General features: G+C 62.0%; 13 protein-coding genes. 7 read left to right on the top strand and 6 right to left on the bottom strand.

Going from position 1 to position 20952, the window contains the following annotated elements; all coding sequences use genetic code 11:
* Positions 1–293 precede the first annotated feature (293 nt).
* From HHL09_RS26455 to HHL09_RS24520, 6 genes are all read right to left on the bottom strand, one after another.
* A complete protein-coding gene (locus HHL09_RS26455; protein ID WP_205760933.1) occupies positions 294–2981 on the bottom strand; it encodes a hypothetical protein in 2688 nt (895 codons plus the stop codon).
* Positions 2982–3018: 37 nt separating this feature from the next.
* Positions 3019–4254 (bottom strand): BamA/TamA family outer membrane protein, encoded by a 1236-nt coding sequence (locus HHL09_RS24540; RefSeq protein WP_169457299.1) that lies wholly within the window; start codon positions 4252–4254, stop codon positions 3019–3021.
* Positions 4251–4520 carry a hypothetical protein gene (locus HHL09_RS24535; protein ID WP_169457298.1) on the bottom strand — a complete coding sequence of 90 codons (270 nt, stop codon included), beginning with the start codon at positions 4518–4520 and terminating at the stop codon, positions 4251–4253. The genes HHL09_RS24540 and HHL09_RS24535 overlap by 4 nt, the downstream gene beginning before the upstream one ends.
* Positions 4517–4918 (bottom strand): response regulator transcription factor, encoded by a 402-nt coding sequence (locus HHL09_RS24530; protein WP_169457297.1) that lies wholly within the window; start codon positions 4916–4918, stop codon positions 4517–4519. The genes HHL09_RS24535 and HHL09_RS24530 overlap by 4 nt, the downstream gene beginning before the upstream one ends.
* Before the next feature lie 251 nt (positions 4919–5169).
* Positions 5170–7404: a hypothetical protein gene (locus tag HHL09_RS24525; protein WP_169457296.1), complete on the bottom strand. Its 2235-nt coding sequence runs from the start codon at positions 7402–7404 to the stop codon at positions 5170–5172.
* Between the two features lie 374 nt (positions 7405–7778).
* Positions 7779–10043, bottom strand: coding sequence for a hypothetical protein (locus HHL09_RS24520; protein WP_169457295.1), 2265 nt, complete (start codon positions 10041–10043; stop codon positions 7779–7781).
* A 132-nt stretch (positions 10044–10175) separates the two neighbouring features.
* On the opposite strand from HHL09_RS24520, the gene HHL09_RS24515 reads away from it, so the two are divergent.
* The 7 genes from HHL09_RS24515 to HHL09_RS24485 all read left to right on the top strand — a co-directional run bounded on the left by HHL09_RS24515 (position 10176) and on the right by HHL09_RS24485 (position 20829).
* Entirely contained in the window at positions 10176–12896 is a 2721-nt protein-coding gene (locus HHL09_RS24515) for a sensor histidine kinase (RefSeq protein WP_169457294.1), read from the top strand.
* Positions 12893–13522 carry a response regulator transcription factor gene (locus HHL09_RS24510; RefSeq protein WP_169457293.1) on the top strand — a complete coding sequence of 210 codons (630 nt, stop codon included), beginning with the start codon at positions 12893–12895 and terminating at the stop codon, positions 13520–13522. Before HHL09_RS24515 ends, HHL09_RS24510 begins: the two co-directional genes overlap by 4 nt.
* Positions 13523–13648: 126 nt before the next feature.
* Complete coding sequence (locus HHL09_RS24505; protein ID WP_169457292.1) at positions 13649–14422, top strand: DUF268 domain-containing protein; 774 nt, start codon at positions 13649–13651, stop codon at positions 14420–14422.
* A 78-nt stretch (positions 14423–14500) separates the two neighbouring features.
* Positions 14501–15058 (top strand): sigma-70 family RNA polymerase sigma factor, encoded by a 558-nt coding sequence (locus HHL09_RS24500; RefSeq protein ID WP_169457291.1) that lies wholly within the window; start codon positions 14501–14503, stop codon positions 15056–15058.
* Positions 15058–16494: a FecR domain-containing protein gene (locus HHL09_RS24495; RefSeq protein WP_169457290.1), complete on the top strand. Its 1437-nt coding sequence runs from the start codon at positions 15058–15060 to the stop codon at positions 16492–16494. Before HHL09_RS24500 ends, HHL09_RS24495 begins: the two co-directional genes overlap by 1 nt.
* Before the next feature lie 195 nt (positions 16495–16689).
* Positions 16690–20121, top strand: coding sequence for a hypothetical protein (locus tag HHL09_RS24490; protein WP_169457289.1), 3432 nt, complete (start codon positions 16690–16692; stop codon positions 20119–20121).
* 30 nt (positions 20122–20151) lie between these two features.
* Positions 20152–20829, top strand: a complete 678-nt coding sequence (locus HHL09_RS24485) for a hypothetical protein (RefSeq protein WP_169457288.1) — start codon at positions 20152–20154, stop codon at positions 20827–20829.
* Positions 20830–20952: the final 123 nt, after the last annotated feature.

The following is a 20952-nucleotide window of genomic DNA, read 5'->3' as shown; positions in this document are numbered from 1 at the left end:
CGGAAGGGTGCCGGAAGGGACCTACTACGGATTCCGTAGATCCACGGCAAACGGTCGCCGGACACCTGAACCGGCATGATGACCTGATTCCCGTGGAGGCAATCCTCCCGGCACTCCTCCGAAGCGCGAATGACATTGGCCCCGGATGCCCGGAAAGACCGGCGAGGATCCACCGGCAAATGCTCCCCCTGCCCCGTCGCAAGGGACAAGGGGAGCTCCGTATTACCGATGACCAATACCTGGAAGTTCATGAAGCCTAATGGCGAGCGATCAATCCGTTAGACCTTCCGCCCTCAACGGCGGTGAAAGCCACCGCCACCGCCCCGGTGGAAGCCGCCTCCGCCTCCGAAGCGGCCACCACCGCCGCCGCCGAAACCGCCTCGGTTGAAACCGCCTCCACCACGATTGAAGCCACCGCTACCACCGCCGAAGTTCGAGCGCTGCTGGCGGAATTGCTGGGTGCGCTGGTCGCCGACATCGCGCGTGTGCGCCTCGCGGTTGAGACGGTTCTGCACCTCGCCCGGATCTGTCACATGGCGCTCCGGTAGGTTCGGATTGCGCGTACCCGCACCTCCTTGCCCGGGACGGTTTTCGAAAGCCGGATTCCGCTCGCCTGCACCACCCTGGCCCGGGCGATTCTCGAAAGCCGGATTCCGCTCGCCCGCACCGCCTTGGCCGGGACGATTTTCGAAGGCGGGATTCCGCTCGCCTGCCCCACCTTGGCCGGGGCGGGTACGATCGTGAGGATAGCCGGGGAAGTGATCGGTCTGGCCGCTGATGAAGCCGTTCTTGCCCGGGTTTGGCCGCGGGCCGGGATTCGGGTTCGGGCCTGGATTCGGTCCCGGATTGGGATTGGGATTCGGTCCCGGACGGAAGCCGTCGGCATTGTGTCCTGCCGGTTGCCAACCACCGTTCTCCCACTTGCTCCACTGGCCGTCATCCTTGCGATACACGTTGCCATCGTGGCCGGCATAGAAGTCACCGTTGTGCACCGCCATGCCGCCATGGCCCTGATCGCTCCAATGAAAGGTGCCCGCGCCATTCGATCCGCGCCAGCCGGCAATGCCGCCATCCGGCCCCGCGATGTGGGCCGATTGCACCCAGTGGTCGCCACGTCGTGCGACCGATGTCCCCCACTGGGCATAGCCGTTGTTTCCCTGTCGAGTAGCCCAGCCGGTGCCGGTGCGCGGATTGTAGGCACCGGCCACGGTGCGGCCGCCGTAGGGACCCTCCACGTGCGCGGCGCGGCCATAGCGGCCCGTCGCCGGATTGTACCATGCCGCGCGGCCCGCGGAGGCGTAGGGTCCATAGACGCGCTCACCCACGGCGTAGCCGCCGGTCCAGCGGTTGTAGACCGCGGCGCAGCCATAGCTGTAGTGATATGGATAGTAGGCGGGATAGTGGCCCCACCATCCGACGTAGGGCGGATAGTAGTAGCCGGTGCCCCACCATAGGCACTCGCCGAGCGCAAGGCCTGCGATGAAGGATCCGAAGTAGCCGGCGGTGTAAGAGGTGGTCACCTCGCCATCGTCATCATCGTCGTCGTTCTCCACATTCACGTAGGTGACGCGGTAGACCGGCGAAGAAGGCGGGATCTTGTAGATCGCATCCGGCACGTCCTTGCATACCTTCCACGGACCCGTCGCCTTGTCGGAGACAAACCACACCGCATCCTGGCAGAGGTAGTACTTTCCCTCGCACTCGATCACGTCGTTGGGCGTGTTGGTGGCATACTGGAGTTGCGTGCCGTCCACCGGCTTGAATTCCGGATCGCCATTGTAGGTGGCCTTCGCCTTGGCCTCCGCCTCCTTGATCTTCACCACGCCCTCCACCGGCACGCTGGCCAGGATGACGGCATCCTCCGCCTCGTCCGTGCCGGGCACACTGGAGAGCACCTCGCTGTACGGCTCGTCATCCGGCAGCTTGCTGAAGTCCTCAGGCAGGTCATTGCCCGCATAGGCCCAGTCGTCGCCGAGCTTCGGTGTCTTGAACCAGCGGCCGCTGGTCAGAAAGTAAATCGTGCCATCGCCCTTCTGAAAGACGTGGCTCTCGGTATTCGTGGCCCAGGAGAGGTCGGTACCCTCGATCTTCTCCCACACCGGGTCCCCGTTGAAGGTGATCAGCTCGGCGGGCTTATCGGAAAAGAAGACCTTCGGGACGATCATCCCCTTTTTGATGCTCCATGGCAGGTCCTGCTTCACGTGCTGCCAGGTATCGTCATCCGGCAGGTCGTTCACTGCGGCAGGCAGGGATTCCGCGAGTGACCACGGGCCATTCAGTTCCTTCGCCGTCAGCCATTCGTCACCACTAAGGAGATAGTAGTTCCCGGCGGCTTCATCGAAGAGGATGTCCCAGTTCGTATTCACCACGAACTTCAGCGGCACCTTATCAATCGGCGCTAGGACCGGCTTTCCCTCCACCATCAGCAGCATGGCCGCAGCGGTGGAAACGAAGATCGGCGGCGGATCCATCTTCAGGTCCGCGGTGCGAGCGGAGCCCTTCGAGAGCTTCACGCCGGCCAGGATGCGGTCCAGCGAGGCGCTCACCGGCTCCTTTGGGAAGACCTCCTTCAGCAGTGCTTCCAGCCGCGCGGCATCCTCCGGCTTCTCGGTCTGGAAGCGGGCGGACTCCACCTTGATATTGCGGATCAGCACGGTGCGGGTCTCCTGGTCCGTGGTCGTTTCCCCGGTGATCTCCGCGACTCCGAGGTAAGGCGCTTCCCCCGCGGGTGTTAGCGAGACCGCCAGCCGCGCATGCAGCACCCGGTAGCTGTCCCACTCGTCGATCTGCGGCTGGTAGCAGGTCAGGCGCGCCTTCTTCAGCGTGAAGTCCCGCGGCCAGCCCTGGTCTTCCTCCGGCTGCCGCGGGGCTTCCGGCGCTGGCGCTTCGATCGCACGGCTCGATGGCGCGATGGCGATCATGGCGATGCCCAGCCAGCGCAAGCCGACGCGGGCGTAATTCGGGTGACGTTTCGTTCTCATTGGGGCGGGATGGTTTGTTAGAGGGTCGTCTTGGGATTCAGGGGCGGAACCAAGCGCTGCCGAACTGGATGTAACAGGCGGGCCCTTCCTCGCCGTAGGCGGCGTCGATGCCCATGTGCAGGCCGTACTTCCGGGCCAGCAGGTAGCGGATGCCGACACCGCCGGTCCAGGTGGTGTCATTGCGGGAAAGAAAGGGTCCGTCCGACCAGGTGGAGCCGATACCGCCGAAGCCGAGCACGCTCCAGCGCGGGGTGAATTGGTAACGCAGCTCGGTCTCCGCATAGGCCACGTGCGCGCCTTGATAGCGCATCGCCGGGGCACCGCGCAGTTGCACGAAGGGGCGCATGTAGATCGGGATATCGCCAGAGCTGGAGAGCAGGCTCGCCTTCATCCCGAGGATCAGGTCCTCGGTGAAAAGCGGGGTGAACCACAGCGTGGTCCATTCATAGCGCTCGTATTCCGAGGAACCTCCAAAGGCCTCCGAATTGAATGTCACGGTGAGCTCCGAAAAGAGGCCCTTGGTCGGGGTGAAGATATTATTGCGGCTATCGTAGCTCATGCTCAGGCCGACGCTGCCGATCTCCGAATGGAAGCCATCGAAGTCGCGCAGCTGTCCGCGGTTCAGGCCGTACTTGGTGCCGCGGGGATCGGCATCGACCCGGATCCTGCTGGCAAGGTCCGGGAAGGTCATGTCCACCTGCGCATACATGTACTGCAGGCCGATCTCCCAGCGGCGCTTCTTGTCCATCGCCCAGGTGGCGCCGATCAGGCCGCCTGCGATGTCGAGATTGTAAGTCAGCGGTTGACCGCTCAGCCCGGCGTCCTGGCCCAGCCCGTGGAAGTCGAGATTGATTGAGGCATCGATCGCGCCGAGGCGCGTGTGCAAGCGCTGGTCCATCCAGTACCCGGAATAGCCGCCGAGCAGCGCCTGCGTGCCATTCGAAGTGCGCATCCCGCCGATCGCCCAGATGTCCGGGCGGCCTTCTCCATCTTCCGGAAGATCGATGAAGATCGGGGCGACCGCCGCCCCGCCACCGACGGCGGGCTCGGTGATTGGCAGCACCATCGGGATGAAACCCAAGGGACGATCCAGAAAGGAGCTCACGTCGAAAGCCCCGTCCTCCGGATCACAGAAGCTATGCTTTTCCTTCTCCTTCTTCTCGGTCTTCTGCTCCTGAAACGCCGGCGTCTCCTCCGCACGTGCTGCCGCGCCGGTGAGACAAAACAGCCCCACCGACCCGCGCAAGACGCTCTGGAAGTCGGCGCACTTCATATGGCATCCGGGTGGAGCGGAGCAGTATCCGCGAGCAGCCATCCGGCGACTGGACCCACGATGCATAGAACCACGTCCGCCGCTTCGTCGTCTTCCAGCAACACGCAGGGCGATAGTCCTGCGGTGAGCAGGAAGACGGCGGAAAGGAGGGCGCGCAGCCATCGTGACGTACGATCCAACGCGAAATTTCCACCGCGGTGCCGCAGGCCCAGACAGGCTGTGGAGCGTCGCGATGCGATGGCAAAGAGTAGGAGGGAGGGCTTCATGGGATTGCCTTGGGAGGATTTCCCGCGGGTTCGAAATGCCGCCGGACGGCATCCATCAGCTCCTGACCGGGAAAAGGCTTGGTGAGATAGGCAGTCGCGCCCGCCCGCAGCGCGCGCTCGCGGAAGACAGGGCGGTCTTCACCGGTGATGAAGATGACTGGCAGCGAGCCGTGGGAACTTTGCAGCTGCTGATGGAGATCCAACCCTGAGAGTCCAGGAAGCTGTATATCCAAAATCAACAGGGCAGCCCTTTCCAACTCCGCCGAGGCCATAAGATCCTCCGCCGACTCGAATGCCCGGGCACTCCAGCCTCCAAGCATGAGCATGCGCGTGATCGCCCGGCTCATGCCGGGGTCGTCATCCACTACGATGATCCCGCGATCTGCAGCTACCCCCATGAGGAAAACGTGATAACATTTTCCACATAGGAACATAGGCCTTTCGGGCAAGATGCCTGCCCCACGGGGCAATGTTCACACGATCACCCCGACTCCATATATCATCAAGACACGTCAACCACCCATCCGGCAACCCGCATGGCTCCGGACCAAAAACAAAAGAGCCGCGCGGTGAGGGAGGGATACACCGCGCGACCCTGGGGAGGAAATTGGTTCTTCCCGGGAAAACTCAGGAGCAATCGTTCATGCTATCACCGGGGTGTATTGTCGTCCGGCCGATAGCGGGCGGCCACGGTCGGCCACACCAGCTTGTCGATCCGCTCGTCACCTTCGTCGGTCTTGTTGCCACCGGGGAACTGCCAATGCGGCGGCTGGGGCTGCGGCGGAGGAAGGAAAAAGCGGAAGGGATCAAGTTCGGCAACCCTCTCCGTGACCTTGGAAGAGGTTTTCGTCCGGTAGGTTTCGGTGAAGGATCCGTTCGCGGTAAGGGTGAAGAAATGGGTCAAGCCGGCCCCCGTCATGATGCCGCTGCCGTGGATGATGTTCTTCGTCGGCACGTTCCCCTTCCCCACGTCATAGGAGCGGATGTCCGAACTCCCGCTCCAGGTGGTGGAGCTGTCGTCATCCGGCCGATACACCCCGGATGCCGTGAGAGTGCCCGAGCAATCCGCCATCGTGGTCCACGGACGCGCGATGTACGTCACCTGCCCCTCCGGTTCGTAGCGTTCGCCGCGCAGATCCGCGCGGAATTTCACGGTGAAATTCATCTTTGCATTCAGAGCCCCGTGGTCGGTGCGTTCGAATTCGAAGGGGATCGTCCACTCCGTCATCGGCACCTCGTTGCTCTTTGTCTGATGCTCGCGAGTGAGGAAGACCTGGAAATTCCCGCCCGGGGGATTGTCGGGAATCGGCACCACGATCCCATTCAGCGCATCCCAGCGCAGAACGTTCATCTCCTGGTTACCCCACATGACCTTCCGCTTCGAAGGACCCGGGTCGTCCCCGAAATCCCCTTCCAGCAGGTATTTCGTGAATTGCTCGCCCGGTCTATTCGCCTCCGTGATCACGCGCATGATCGAGGGCTTCAGCATGTGTGCCGGATTGGTCTGGCGGTGGTGCCAGAGCAGCAGCGCGTTCTTCCGTCCCTGATTCTGATACTTGTTGCTGGGGTCTTCATCGTACCCCTTCACCTGCATCCAGTGCTGGATCACGGGGATTGAGAACGCCCGCTCCTTCAGCGTGGAGATCGGAGCTTCGGCATTAGTACCCAACAGGCGGTCGAAGACCTTCCGGAAGGTATCGCCGCTGCGGGGTCCTGAAAGCCAGTCCCAGCTCACATAGGAACCTGCACCGGCAAGCATGAAGGAATTCGCCAGGTCCGCATTCCCGCCGTAGCAGGCATCGATCATGACCAGCGAGTTCGGGGCGAAGCGCATGTAAGTCTCCACGAACCTCCCCGTGATTGTATAGTAAGGGTCCGTCTTCCCCTCCTCCATCGCGAGGTTCAAGAGCCCGGTGCCGCGCATCGGCGCGTAGGGACGCGTCGTCCCCTCATCCGGGGCGATCTCACGAGTGACCAGCGCGACGCTGGTGGTGCCGTCCTTCCTTTCGAAAGGCACTCCATGGATCTGCCAGAAGAGCACGCCGATCGGATCGTCCTTGTGCGACCAACTCATCAGATCGAGCACCGAGGTGGCGTCGTATTTCGTCGTCTTGTAGCCATTGCTTCCCAGCCAGCTTGCAATCTTGCTGGTGGAACTGGGGAAGGTGCTTTCCAGCGAGAAGGCGGTGAATGCTTTCTCCGACCCGGGGATACTCATGCCTGTCGTCGCTTTCGGGCCAATATCCTTCGTCGCAAGCGGCGGGACCAGAGGCAGCTCGACTTCGCCCGGCGGAGGCTCGCCGGTGGGATTCTCGCCGCGGCGCTTCGGCATGAGCACCACGATGTCGTCATCGGTGAAGCGGATCGTAATGGTGCCGCCCATCGATGTGAGGGTAGCGGCTGCCACGCGGGGATTGGCTTGAGCCCATGCGATCAAGCGCGACTGTGCCTCGGCGCGCGGCAGGTTCGACCAGCCTCCCATCTTGGTCGAAGCCTCCTTGAGGAAGCTGATCTTCACGGCCTCGCTGATCGGGCTTTCATAGACGACCTGAAAAAGCGCGGGGTCGGTGAATTGTGCGGCCGGCACCGTGGTCTGGGTGCCGGTGCGGATGCGGACCAGCGCCTTCGGACCGTAGTTCGCGGGCAGGCGAAAGATGACCGAGCCTTTCCGACCATCAACCGCGCCGGAAACCAGCACGCGGAAGTTACCGGTCGCGGGATCCAGGCCTTCGAGGAGGGCGTGGCGGGAGCCGAACTCAAGCGGAGCCTGGACGGTAAAGCGACCGTCCACGTCGAAGGCGAAATGCTCCACCTTCATGTCCGCGGCCGGCGCGGACAGGTTCCCCAGGGCTAACAACAGTGACAGCAGGAGTTGTCGTTTCATTTGGTTTCATAGGAGCTGCCCAAGGGAGACAGTGAGCCGAGATTGCAAGGAGTGAGGGCAAGGGTAAATGGGACGAAAGTGGCAAGCTGGGAGATCCACCTAAGAGGAATTCGTAGGCCAATGCACATTTCCGAAGGGCCGCGCGAAGCTCCTCGTCCGCCGCCTGATATCGCCTGATAAAAATAGGAAAAATAACAGGCGGAAAGATTACCGAGCCAGCAGATGCAAGGGGCCTTGCGAGAGAAACTTCCGGGCAAGTGAGCGACATATCGGCGGCAGTTTCGCCGATATCGGAAAGCGGGTTCTACTGCCAGAGCCGGGATTTACCCGAGGGCGAAGCTTCTTCGACGTTTCACCCTCGGGCCATATCCGGATCACCTCACCGTCTCTGCTGTCGGCTTCGACAGTGGCGTCGTCGAAGGCCACGAGAGGGTCTCAGTCGCTTCTCCCTTCGGGAGGGTCTTGCTTCCACCACCAAAGACATAGGTGGTGGCATTGATCTTCGGCAAGGGGACGAAGAAGTCCTCACCATCGAGATCGGTCGAGTAGTCGCTCGTCTCCGTGTATACCGTGCCATCGATGTCGGTCCACTTGTAGGTCTGCGTGAAGCTGCCGCTGAAGGAGAGCCCGAAGAACATCGTCTGGCCTGCGCCGGTGAAAGCGCCGCTGTTCACGATGAGATGCGGCGGCATCTCGCCGTCAAAGCCGCCATCGACCGATACCAAGCTCGATCCCCCGCTCCATGTGTAAGACTCGCCTGCAGCCGGGCTGTAGGTCCCCGAGGCGGTCGCGGTGCCCTTGCAGTCCGCAATATTCCCGAAGGGCTTCATCAGGTAAGTCACCTGGCCTTCCGGCTCATAGCGCTCGCCGTGGACGTCGGCACGGATCTTCACGTTCGTAACGATGGTGGCCTTCAGCGATCCCTGCTCGCGGTGCTCGAAAGTGAAGGGTACGGTCCACTCGGTGATCGGCACCTCGTTGCTCAGGCTCTCGAACTCCCGGTTGATGATCACTTGCACGCTGCCTACCGGTGCCGGATTCGGGATCCGGAAAACGATACCGTCCTCCTCGTCCCAGCGCAGGACATCCATCACCTTTCCGCCCCACTTCACGGTGCGATACGCCGGTCCCGGATCGTCTCCGAAATCGCCCTCCAGCAGGTACTTCGAGAACTTCTCACCCGGCGACGCCGCCTCCTGGAGAATCCGCATGATCGAGGGCCGCAGCATGTGCGCGGGATTCTGCTGGCGGTGATGCCAGACGAGGATCGCATTCGGCCGGTCCTGATTCGGGAAAGGCATGCTGGGGTCCTGATCATAGCCCCGGAGATGCATCCAGCGGCTCACCACGTCCACGGTGAAGGAGCGCTCCTTGATCGTGGAGATCGGCGCCTCCTTGTTCATTCCCAACAGACGGTCGAAGATCTTCCGGCAAGGCTTGCCGCTTTCCGGCCCGGACATCCAATCCCAGCTCACATAGGAGCCGCAGCCTGCAGCGAGGAACGCATCCGCGAGATCCTGGTTCGCACCGAAGCAAGCATCCATCACCACCAGCGAATTCGGGGCGAAGCGCATGTTGGTCCGGATAAAGGTGCCGGTGATCGTGTAGTACGGCAGCGTCTCGCCATCGGCCATCGCCAAGCCGAGCTGCCCCGAACCGCGCATCGCGGCATAGGGACCGTTGGTCAGCTGATCCGTCGCATACTCGCGGGTCACGATCGAGGTGCTCAGCGTGCCATTCTTCCTCGTGTACTGACAGCCATGCACCTGCCAGAAGAGCACGCCGATGGGATTTGAAGCCGAGGACCAGCCCTTTACCGTCAAGACCGGCGTGGCGGGATATTCATCCACCTCGTATTTGTGCGTCCGCAGCCAGCCCGCGATGGTTGCGGTGGAACTAGGAAACGTGGACTCCAGAGAAAAGGCGGAGATCGCATGCTTGGTCCGCGGCAGGCTCAGCCCGGTGGCAGCCAGCGGCCCGAAATTCTGGATCCTTCCCGGCGTCGGCGCCTCCGGGATCTCCATGCGCGCGGTGGAGGCCGCCGTGCCTTCCAAGCCGTAGCGCCGCGGCTTCGCCATCAGCACCACGATGTCGTCATCGGTGAAGCGAATCGAGATATTGCCACCCGGCTCGGTGACCGAGGCATCGGCCACCAGCGGATTGGACTTCGCCCAAGCAATCAGCAGCGCTTCTGCCTCCGCCCGTGGCAGCGAGGCCCAGCCCTTCAGCTTGGCCGCAGCATCCTTCAGAAAGTCGATCTTGATCTGCTCCCCGATCGGGCTCTCGTAGATGACGGTGATCAGTTCCGGGTCGTTCAGCTCGGCGACTGGCACGGAGGTCTCCGGACCTGCCTTCCCACGGACCAGCGCGGATCTGCCATGATCTGCCGGGAGCTTGAAAATCACGCGCGCCTTCCGGCCATCGAGGGCAGTGGAAACCAGGGTTCGCCACCCCGGGGATCCCCCGCTTTTCATCACCTCCAAGGCCGCGTGGCGGGTTCCGGCGGGAACCGGAACTTGGACGGAAAAGCGGCCGTCGACGTCGAATCTCGATTCCTCGACGACGAGATCGGCGGCATAGGCATTGATACTGAGGACTCCAAGGACAAGCAGCAGCGCGGACAATAAATGTCGTTTCATGAGGTAGGGGTATACCTGTCCAAGGGAGACAGCGGGCGGACGCTGCCCTGCCTTCCGCAAGTTCGTAAATGGAACCAAAGGAGTAAGAGCCCTTCCTTTCCAAATTTGGGAATTTCTCCCATAACTGCGCGCGTGAAGAACGACACCGGCACCCCGGCAACCAATCCGCTCCAGGCAGCGGACTGGTTCCGCATGTTCTTCGAGCGTTCCACCGATCCGATGGCCCTTCTCGACCCCGTCACGACGGCGGTGATCGACTGTAATGCGGCGGCCGTGGAGGTGCTGGGAGTAAACCGGAAGGCCGACCTTATCGGTCGTTCACCCGTCGAGTTTTCCCCTGAGGATCAACCGGGCGGCCAACTCTCCGATATCACGCTGCGCGAGGCCATTCGCCAGACGATCGAAAAGGGCGGCCATCGTTTCGAGTGGCAAGTCCTGACACCGCGCGGCGACACCGCGATCCACGACATCGTGGCGACCGCCCTGCCCTCCGAGGGACGCACCCTGATCCATCTGGCCGGGCGGGACATGGGCGAAGCAAAGCGCGTGGAGGCCGAACTCCGGCTGTCCGATAGCCGCTGGCGCCGTGCCTTCGAGCAGAGCCCGATCAGCATCCAAGTCTTCGCGCCGGATGGCACCACGCTGCAGATCAACCAAGCTTACCGCGATCTCTTCCAACTCGATATGGAAGACCTGGTGGGCCACAGCATCCGGACGGACTCCCAGCTCAAGGAAGCCGGACTGCTGCCACTGATCGAGCGGGCCTTCAATGGCCAAGTCACCAGCATCGATCCCATTCCTTTCGAACTGAAGGCATTGCCAGACCAGGTGGCACGTGGCGTGCGCTGGATCGGCTCAACGATGTTCCCGGTGTTCGATGCGAGGAACAACATCGTGGAGGTGGTATGCATCCACCAGGACAAGACGGCCGTGGTGGTGGCGGAAGCCGAGATCCGCGAGCTGAACCAATCGCTGGAAGCCCGCATCGCCGAGCGCACTGCCGAGCTGCAGGCATCCGAGGAGCGCTTCAAGCGGCTCTTCGAGTTCTCACCGCTGGGCATTGGCCTGGTGGACGAGCACGGGAACTTCCAGCAGACGAACTCCGCTTTCGCCGAGATGCTCGGCTACACCACCGAGGAGCTGAATTCGAAGAACTACTGGGACATCAACCGCATCAAGCACTTCGCCGGACAGCGAACCTTCTTCGACAAGCTTCAGGGGGCCGGGCGCTTCGGTCCTTATGAGAAGGAATACATCTGCAAGGATGGCAGCAGCGTGCCGGTGCTACTGCATGGCATGCGCACGGTGTCTTCCAATGGCGAAGTACAGATCTGGGGCATCGCCCAGGACATCAGCCTGAGGAAGCAGGCCGAGCGCGCGCTGCGTGAGTCGGAGGAGAAGTTCAAGGCGCTCTTTGAATTCTCACCGCTCGGCATGGCACGCGTCAGCTGGGACGGGCAATTCCTGCAGGTGAACGAATCCTTCGCCCGCATGATCGGCCGCACGGTCGAGGATGTACACAGCCTGACTTACTGGGATGTCACGCCGCGGAAGTACGAGGAGCAGGAGATCAAGATCCTGGAAACGGTGCGGGAGCACGGAACCTTCGGCCCCTTTGAGAAGGAATACATCCACAAGGAAGGCCACCTCGTGCCGATCGTGCTCAGCGGCATGCTGATCACCAGTCCGGATGGCGATGAGCAGTTGTGGGGCATCGCGGTCGACACAACGGAGCGGACGCGCGCGGAGAAGGCACTGCGCGATTCCGAGCGGAAGTTCCGTACGCTCTTCGAAGGCTCCAGCCAAGGGGTGATGATCCATGAGAACGAGCTCTTCAGCGACGTGAATCCCGCCGCGGCGAAAATCTTCGGCCGCACGGTGGAGGAGATCATCGGCACGCATCCTGCCGACTACGCCACGGAGTATCAGCCGGATGGCGAGCACTCCTCCACCGCCGCCAGCCGCCACCTGAAAAATTGCCTGGAAGATGGCAGCACCCACTTTGAGTGGAGCCAGCGCCATGTGAACGGGCATGACGTGCTGATGGAAGTGGTGCTGACCCGCATCCCCGCGGGCGACAAGGATCTGATCCAAGCAGTCGTCACCGACATTTCCGAGCGCAAGCGCGCCGAACTGGAGATGAAGCGTGCGCTCGAGCGCGAGCGCGAGCTGAACCAGCTGAAGAACAATTTCGTCTCGATGGTTTCCCACGAATTCCGCACGCCGCTGGGGATCATCCAGTCGTCCGCGGAGATTCTCGCCGATTACCTCGATCGCCTCGATGCCGAGGAGCGCCATGAGCAGTTGCAATCCATCATCAAGAACTCGCGCCGCATGGCCGGGCTGATGGAAGACGTGCTCTTGCTCGGCCGCTTGGATGCGGGCCGCATGAAGTTCGTGCCGCGCTTGCTCGACCTCGCGGCCCTGTGCCGTGGCTTGGTGGATGAGATCAACTCGACCACCAGCGCGCGCTGCCCGATCGAATTCTTTACCAGCAATCTGCCGTCGACCGCGCAAGCGGACGAACGCCTGCTGCGCCATGTCCTGATCAACCTGCTGAGCAACGCGGTGAAATATTCCGAGGAAGGCCAGCCGGTTGCATTCCGCGCCACGGGCATGGAGGGGGCGGTGCGCTTCGAGGTGCAAGACCACGGCATCGGCATTCCGGAAGACGAGCTCGCGCAGCTCTTCGCCGCCTTCCAGCGCGGCTCGAATGTGGGCCAGCGCCCCGGCACCGGCCTCGGCCTGGTGATTGTAAAACAGAGCGCCGAGCTCCACGGCGGGACCATCGAGGTGGAAAGCCACCTCAATTCCGGCACCACCGTGATCGTGACCATTCCCTTGACCCAATGAAGACCATCTTGATCATCGAAGACGAACCGGAGATGCGCCGGAATCTTGCGACTATCCTGCGCTTGGAAGAGTTCCATGCGATCACCGCGGAAAACGGCCGCACCGGTATTGAGATGGCGCGTGCGAAGTCGCCGGACCTGATCCTCTGCGATGTGATGATGCCGGAACTGGATGGCTATGGCGTGCTGCGCGAACTGCGTGCCGAGACAGCTACCGAGGCTACGCCTTTTATCTTCCTCACGGCGAAGGGCGAGAAGCCGGACATCCGCGCGGGCATGAATCTGGGTGCCGATGACTATTTGACGAAGCCGGTGGCGAAAGCGGATCTGCTCGCAGCGATCCGGTCGCGCATGGAGCGTGCCCGCCAGACGGCGGTGGCTAGTTTCTCCCCGGACTTCTCTTCCCCTGCTCCGCTCGAGAAGACGTTTCATCTGACGCCCCGCGTGGCGGAGACCCTCCTGTGGGTCGCGCAGGGAAAGACCAATGGCGAGATCGCAATCATCCTTGGAATCAGCGAGGCCACGGTGAAGAAACACGTGCTCGATGTGTTCGAGAAACTTGGCGTGGAGACCCGGACGAATGCGTGCCTGAAGGCGCTGGAGGCGTTGAGCGGGCCTGGGGCGTAGGCGGACGGATTTCGCGGAAGCGTCTTCAAAAAGGAGGAGAGGGCCCCGCCGCGACAAGTTGCGACCGGGGCTGCTCCACCGATTTCCCTCGCCCATCCCACGGGATCGTTCTGAATCGGGGCCTCCATGATCCGCCCCGCTCTCTGGTTCAAGACCCTCGGCCTCAATCCAAAGCGCACTCTCGCTTCCCTCCGTGGCCTGCCGCGCTACCTGAAGGACCGCGAGAAATTCCGTTCGGGATGCGGGAGCGACTTCGCGTGGGGGAACGAGTTCCCGGTGCTGGATGAATGGAATGTTTCAAGCGGCGGGCCCGGTGCTTACTTCCAGCAAGACCTGCTCGTTGCTAAGTGGATCTACGAAGCAAAGCCGCGCCGCCACGTCGACGTCGGTTCACGCATCGATGGCTTCGTGGGAAATCTGGCGGTCTTCCGGGAGGTGGAGGTACTGGATATCCGGCCGCAGGACACGGCTGTTCCAAACGTGAGCTTCCGCCAGCTCGATATCACGCAAGAGCTTCCGCAGCAGTGGCGCGCGTGCACCGATTCACTCTCATGCCTCCACAGCATCGAGCACTTCGGGCTCGGGCGTTACGGGGATACGATCGATCCCGGAGGTCATCTGAAGGGGCTGCGCCAGCTGATGGCAATCGTGGAGCCCGGCGGCATTTTTTATCTCTCCACGCCGATCGGACCACAGCGCATCGAATTCAATGCGCATCGGGTCTTCGCTGCGGCCACTTTGCTCGACTGGTTCAAGGACGGCTGGCAAATCGAGCGATTTGCCGTCATTGATGATGCTGCGCGGGTTGTGGAAAATCCCGACCGCAATCCGCAGAGCATCGCCGCGAATTTCGGGTGTCAACTGGGAGTTGGCATCGTAGCGGCACGAAAAATGTTTTGATTGGAGAGCCCGTAGTGAATTCGCCGCATACATCGGCGAATTCGCGAAAAACCGCTAAACCCTATACCCCATCCCGACGTGACTGACGACTCTCAGGACCCGATGGATCGCAAAGACGATAGCCTCGAAGAATTCGTGCACGAACTGACCCGCTGCCAAGGGGATCTGTTCTACTTTATCCGTGCACTCTGCGGGGATCCTCACGCTGCTGCCGATATCCGGCAGGCAGTGAACATGGTGCTGTGGCGCAAGCGCGAGAAATTCCGCTCCGGCACGAGCTTCAAGAACTGGGCCTTCCGCATCGCGCAACTGGAAGTGATGACCTACCTGCGCCGGAAGAAGAAGGAGCGCACCGTGAACTTCGATGCCGACCTCGTGGAGTGCTTCGCTTCCGAAGTGCCCGCGGTGATCGATGAACTGCCGGAGCGCCGGCTCGCACTCGTGGAGTGCCTGAAGAAACTCACCCCGAAGGACGATGAGCTGATCCGCCACCACTACTGGTCCGGAGGATCCTTGGAAACACTCGCGCGCGCCACGGAGCGCAGCGTGGGCACCTTGAAGGCCCGTCTGTTTCAATTGCGCGGCAATCTCCGCCGCTGCATCCGCATCCACCTTTCCCCTGGCGAAGCATCCTGATGGAAGACCACGAGCTCAACCGCCTGCTGAACCGCCTGATCGAAGGAACGATCAGCGAGCAGGATTTCCAACGCGTCCAGCAACTCATGCGCGAGGACCCAAAGGTCCGTGCCGAGTACTATGATCTGCTGGGCGTGGACATGATGCTGCACGAGCGCTACGAGGTGCCGGACTACATCTCCGTGCATGCGAAGACCGCGGACGATCACTGGGTGGTCGCGCGCTCGCATCGCAAGCTCTACATCCGCGCGGCATGGGCCGCGGCGATCATGCTGCTGTTGAGCCTCGGTGCTTTCTTCCTGATCGATCGCAATAGCACGGATGCGACGCTCGCCTCCTCCGTGGACTCGAGCTACACGATCAACGGCGAGGCGAAGCCTGCCAGCGCACTGAACAAGGACGAGCTGCTGGAAGTAAAAAGCGGCGTGGTGCAGCTGGCGATCGGCCCCTATGTCGAGGCCTGCGTGGAAGGCCCGGCAAAGGTCAAGCTGCTCGCTCACAAGGGCAAGCTGGAGCTCCAGGAAGGCAGCATCTTCCTGCAGATCTCCCCGGGGGGCCGCGGCTTCGAAGTTCACACGCCTGCCGGCATCATCCGGAACATCGGCACGAAGTTCGGAGTGCTCGCTCTGGCCGATGGCTCGGTGCAGACGCACGTGACCTCGGGCATCGTGGAGATCGAGCGGAAGCCGGGCGAAGCACGCCAGCGTGTGACCGCCGGCAATGGTGCCACTTGGACGACGACCGGCCCGATCAAGACGCATCGCAATGCGGCGGAGCGCTTCGTGCAGACGCTGCCCTGGGATGAGGTCCTCTTCCAGGATGACTTCAGCGAAGGCCATGGGAGCCCCCTGAAGGACAAGGTCGCCGATGTGGGCGGACCATGGAAGGTGGAATCCGAGCTGAATCCGACGACACTCACCAATGGCAAGCTGGATACTTCCACCGGCTGGCGCACGCTGACCGCGAAATTCCGCGAAGAGCAATCATCCAGTAGCCGCCGCGTCTACATGACGACCTTCAGCACCCATGTGCCGGAGAACATCTGGGACAAGGGGGCCTACCTCGATGCCGCGGAGCGGATTACTTTCAACATCAAGGGCAATGGCCATCTCTTCAGCATGGTCGCCCGGAAGTCACGCGGCCACCACTGGCAGCTCAAGAACGAGAAGGACGGCGTGCACTCGATCGGCACACGGATTTCCGCGCTGCAACCGCACATGGTCACCGTGACCTATGACACCGGCAGCGGTGAGGTGAAGCTTTACGAAGGGACCGGCACCGGGGGGCTATATCTGGATGGCTTCAAGGTAGAGGCCGGCAAGACCCTCGATTCCCTGACTCTTTCCAACGACGAAGGCGGCGATCTTTCCATCGATGACCTCACGGTGAAGGTCGCCACCTACTCACAAAACGGCGACCACCTGAAACGGGACTAAGACTCAATCGACTCCGGGGAACACCCCCCATTCACAGACCCACCGGCATCCGTTCGCCCAAAAATCCGGGCGACTGCGGGGATTCACGAATGGCACTAAAACATCCTTTTTTGGGCTAGGAGAATTTTTTATAGCGGTATAAGCCTTAGCGACAGACTTGGCGTGTTTACTGCGGATCTACAACGCATGCTTGTCATGAAAGACCCCATCCTGAAATGCGTTCCAGCGCGTCTTTCTTTTCCTCCCGGAAAGGCACGAAAACAGGGTTTTGCCCTGGTTGTCGCCCTGCTGCTAATGGCGATGTTGTCGGTCCTTGCAATCGGACTGCTTTCGCTCAGCAACATTGCACTCCGTACCTCCAGCGCCGGTGAAGCGCGCCGCGTGGCCCAGGCCAATGCGCGCATGGCGCTCGCCCTGGCAATCGGCAAACTCCAGTCGGAGCTTGGCGATGATCGCCGCATCACGGCGGACGCCGCCATCATCGAAGGCAATAACCAGCCCTATCTAACAGGGGTGTGGGATTCCGCCGCGGGAACCCAGAATGCGAACCCTCTCAATGCGGCGCCGGATTACGATTCGTGGAAGAAGAACAAGTTCCGCACTTGGCTCGCCTCCACTCCGGATCCGGAATCCGTGAAGACGCGCGAGTTCGCAAACAAGACCCAAGACACGAAGGATCCCCTGCTCTTCTCGGATCAGACCGACGGCTTCGAGATGCGCGCAGCCTCCGTGGAAGTGGATGGCGGCCCGATGCCGGGGGCAATGGCGTGGGCTGTGTCCCAAGAAGGCACGAAGGCGAAGATCAACGTCGGCACCGATGTCGAACGTTATGCGACCAATGATGCGATCCAAGCGCCGGCCGCGCCGAATCTCGAACTCTCCGGCATCGCAGCGCAGCCAGGTGATGGCTTCGACCGTCGCCGCGGCCGGGTTCTCGGCATCCAGCAGGCCGTTCTTGATAGCGACTACAAGCTGAGCCGGTCGACGGCCCCGCAGCTTGCGAGGGAACACACCGCGCATGCCAAGGGCGTGCTGTCGGACGTGGTGAAGGGCGGTTTGAAGACCGACTTTTCACTCGGCTTTGAACTCGGAAACCAGGACTTCAATGCCTCGCGCTGGGGCCAGGTTTCGAATCCCTTTGGTGGTGGCAGCGCTCCGGGCGGTGAGGTGCCTCTCTTCCAGCCGATCAATGGGGGAGCCCCGGTGAAGGTCGCGATGAACTACGGTTCGATTGCCTTCGAGCACAACTTCGAGAGCGGTGCTCCGGCGACCTTCAACTCGCTGCGCTCCCACTATAACCTCTACCGCCACCTGTATCGCTCGAACGGGATGGCTACCGCATTCTATCGTCCGCAGGGCAGCACCTACTGGCCGAACAGCTATGTGACCCGCGGCAGCGAGACCTCGGTCACGCCGGTGCTGGACCGCGTGCTCTTCTTCGTGGGTCTGAAGACCGTGGGCGGCGTGATGAACGTGGTCTTCACCCCGGTGGTGACCTTGTGGAATCCTTACAACGTGGCGATCGAAGCGGAGGGCTTTGCAGTCTATCCATGGATGGACCTGCCCTTGGTCTCCACCTTCACGATCAACAATAACAATTCCGGTCCCTGGTATCTGACCCAGAACCTCGGAGCGAACCGCAAGGGCGATGGAGCCGGCCGTCAGTCGGAGCCCTACTTCATGTGCTATCTGACGGGCTCCGGCACCTCCAACACCCAAACGCCGCTGCGGTTGGGTCCCGGCGAGGTCCGCGTCTTCGTTCCTGCCGACAAGAACCTCACCGAGTATGATCGGGTCGCCCCCGCGAATGCCCGCACCAATATCTTCCTGAAGCCGGTGGCATCCACGGCGGACATGGACATCAGCGGCGGTATCCGCGTGCCGATGAACAAGACGATGAGCGGCTCCGGCATGACCCAGATCATCGCCGCGACGGACACGGTGAAGCCGAAGCTGGAATTCCTGCTCAGCGCCTACCACTACTTCGTGACGATGGAGGACCTCGGCCGGCTGAAGGGCCTCGCGAAAGGCGAGACCATCTCCGAGATCCAGGTCTACAGCGGCAAGGTGGGGAACCAGACCACGGTGAATGCCCCGACTCTCAGCGGTGCCCAGCTTTCGAGCAAGGTTCAGGTGATCGCGATGTTGGAGACCTTCCACCGCACCGCCGGCCAGGCGAACCAGATGTCGGACCTGGTCTTCACGGTGAACCCGCGCCAGCGCTACATTAACGGGATGATCTCGGGAGCCACGGCCTTCGCCGCCGGTCCGCACTATGAATCCTCGATGCGCGAGACGCGCGATTACATCAGCTCTGCCTTCCAGGTGACCGGGGATGGACGCCGCTCCTTCTATGGCATGAGCAATGCACCGAGCAGCGGCCGCGATTACCTCTCCTTCTTCGAGGTGCCGCAGGATCCGATGCTCTCGCTCGCTGGCTTCCAGCACGCCGACCTTTCGGACTCCGCCTTCGGGCCGGGCTCCCAGTTTGCCAATGCGTGGGCTTCGCCATATCTGGCTCGCAATACCGTTGCCCGTCGCCTTGCCTCGGCACCGACCGGCGAGCGCATTTCACCCACCGGGATCGGCATCTACGATCAATCCTACCTGCTGAACAGTGCGGTCTGGGATAGCTTCTTCCTCTCCTCGATCGCACCCCGCACCACGGTATCCGCCGCGCAGGGATCCCCTTCGGTCTACGACAACAACCAGGACCGCGAGGTCACCAGCGTGAAGGACGTGATCAACAACTGGGTGGGAGATCCGGAGGCCTATCCGCTCCGCAACCAGCGCTATCAGCTCCACCGCGGTGGCCTCTCGAACGAGGAGATTGTCGACTTGCTCAGCTCTCCTTCCGGATGCCGTCAGGCGGCCGCCCACCTGCTCGTGGATGGCGCTTTCAATGTGAACTCCGTGAATCCCGCGGCTTGGAAAGCGATGCTTGCCAGTCTCCGTGGTGCCACTTTCGACGTGGAGTCGGAAGGCGGCAGCGCGAAGTCGCACAATGCGGGTGATGCCACCCCGACCCCGCGCCAGCGCCGTCCCTTCGGTTCGCCGCAGGACCTGTGGAATGGCTTCCGCGAACTCAGTGACGCGCAGATCGAATCGCTGGCCGAAGAGATCGTGAAGGAAGTGAAGAGCCGCGGTCCCTTCCAATCGCTCGGCGAATTCGTGAACCGACGCCTTACAAGCAGCGAGCTCGGACTGAAGGGAGCACTCCAAGCCGCGATCGACCGCGCAGGGATCAACAAGAGCTCGACCGTCGCCAGCTTCGTCAACACGAACTATCCCTACCGCACGAACATCCCCGAACCGTATACCGGCACCGGCACTCCGGGCTGGCTGACACAGGCGGACCTGCTCAATGCGCTGGGGCCTTACATCACCGTGCGCTCGGATACCTTTACCGTGCGCGCTTATGGTGAAGCCCGCGACGACCACGGAAATGTCCTCGCCCGTTCCTGGTGTGAAGCCGTGGTGCAGCGTGTGCCGGAGTGGGTCGACAACGACCCCGCCGACAATGCCACGGAGCTGCCAGAAGACCTCACACCTACCAACGCGAAATTCGGCCGCCGTTTCGAGGTCGTCTCCTTCCGCGAGCTATCGAATCGCGAGCTGGAGTCCTGAAGCCCGCGCCTTGACCCCGATCACCTTCTCATGAAGTCCATTGTATCCTGCATCCTTGCAGCTTTTGTCGCCACCTCTGCTTCCGCACTCGCCGTCGATGTCCGATTCCTCGCTTGGGACGAAGCCATCGCTGCGCGCCAAGTCGCCGTAGCGGATGGAGAGAAGGTGACCGACATCAAGAACCTGCACCCGCTGCAGCGCACCGAGGCCATCGGCACCACGGCTGCCGAAGGCAACATCGCCGTGCGCGCGCTCGACAAGAAATCACCCGAAGGAAAGCCCCTCGATCTCGCGGTAAAGATCGGCGGCATGACCAAGCCGCTGATCCTGCTGCTGCCCGATGCCAAGGCTCCCACCGGCCTCCGCGGTTATGCGATCGAGGATGATAGCTCGTCTTTCGCCTGGGGCAGCTTCCGCGTGCTGAATGCCACCGGCAAGGTGCTGAACATGGCTCTGGGCAGCGAGCGCAAGCAACTCCCCGCCACCTGGCAGCCGGTGGACATGAAGCCTGGCGGAGACAAGCCGGTTTCCGTCGTCGTGCTTTCCCCGGATGCGCCGAAAGCCCCGCTCTACTCCGGCGTCTGGAAGCCGGAGCCGGACGTGCGCCGCCTGGTGATCGTGGTGCCGGGCACGGACGTCCGTCTCGGGCCTCTCGCCCTCAAGGTCATCCCGGAAGACCGCCGCACGGATGTGGCTGCGAGCAATTGATTCATGAGCAAGGAAGAGCCTGGTGCTCTCTAGTGGCCGTGGGGTGAGGCGTATGCTTCACCCCACGTTTTTTTGGGGGCGAGGCGGCGGAAGCTCCGAATCATCCGCATCATTCGATTTGTC

This window comes from Luteolibacter luteus (genome assembly GCF_012913485.1).
GTDB lineage: Bacteria > Verrucomicrobiota > Verrucomicrobiia > Verrucomicrobiales > Akkermansiaceae > Haloferula > Haloferula lutea.
Note: the sequence above shows the minus strand (reverse complement) of the source record. Positions and strands in the feature narration are given on the sequence as shown.

Coding starts and splice junctions, on each gene's coding strand:
- HHL09_RS24505 (WP_169457292.1), top strand. CDS start 13,649: ATGATCCGCCCCGCTCTCTGGTTCAAGACCCTCGGCCTCAATCCAAAG.
- HHL09_RS26455 (WP_205760933.1), bottom strand. CDS start 2,981: ATGAGAACGAAACGTCACCCGAATTACGCCCGCGTCGGCTTGCGCTGG.
- HHL09_RS24530 (WP_169457297.1), bottom strand. CDS start 4,918: ATGGGGGTAGCTGCAGATCGCGGGATCATCGTAGTGGATGACGACCCC.
- HHL09_RS24540 (WP_169457299.1), bottom strand. CDS start 4,254: ATGAAGTGCGCCGACTTCCAGAGCGTCTTGCGCGGGTCGGTGGGGCTG.
- HHL09_RS24510 (WP_169457293.1), top strand. CDS start 12,893: ATGAAGACCATCTTGATCATCGAAGACGAACCGGAGATGCGCCGGAAT.
- HHL09_RS24525 (WP_169457296.1), bottom strand. CDS start 7,404: ATGAAACGACAACTCCTGCTGTCACTGTTGTTAGCCCTGGGGAACCTG.
- HHL09_RS24535 (WP_169457298.1), bottom strand. CDS start 4,520: ATGAAGCCCTCCCTCCTACTCTTTGCCATCGCATCGCGACGCTCCACA.
- HHL09_RS24485 (WP_169457288.1), top strand. CDS start 20,152: ATGAAGTCCATTGTATCCTGCATCCTTGCAGCTTTTGTCGCCACCTCT.
- HHL09_RS24520 (WP_169457295.1), bottom strand. CDS start 10,043: ATGAAACGACATTTATTGTCCGCGCTGCTGCTTGTCCTTGGAGTCCTC.
- HHL09_RS24495 (WP_169457290.1), top strand. CDS start 15,058: ATGGAAGACCACGAGCTCAACCGCCTGCTGAACCGCCTGATCGAAGGA.
- HHL09_RS24490 (WP_169457289.1), top strand. CDS start 16,690: ATGAAAGACCCCATCCTGAAATGCGTTCCAGCGCGTCTTTCTTTTCCT.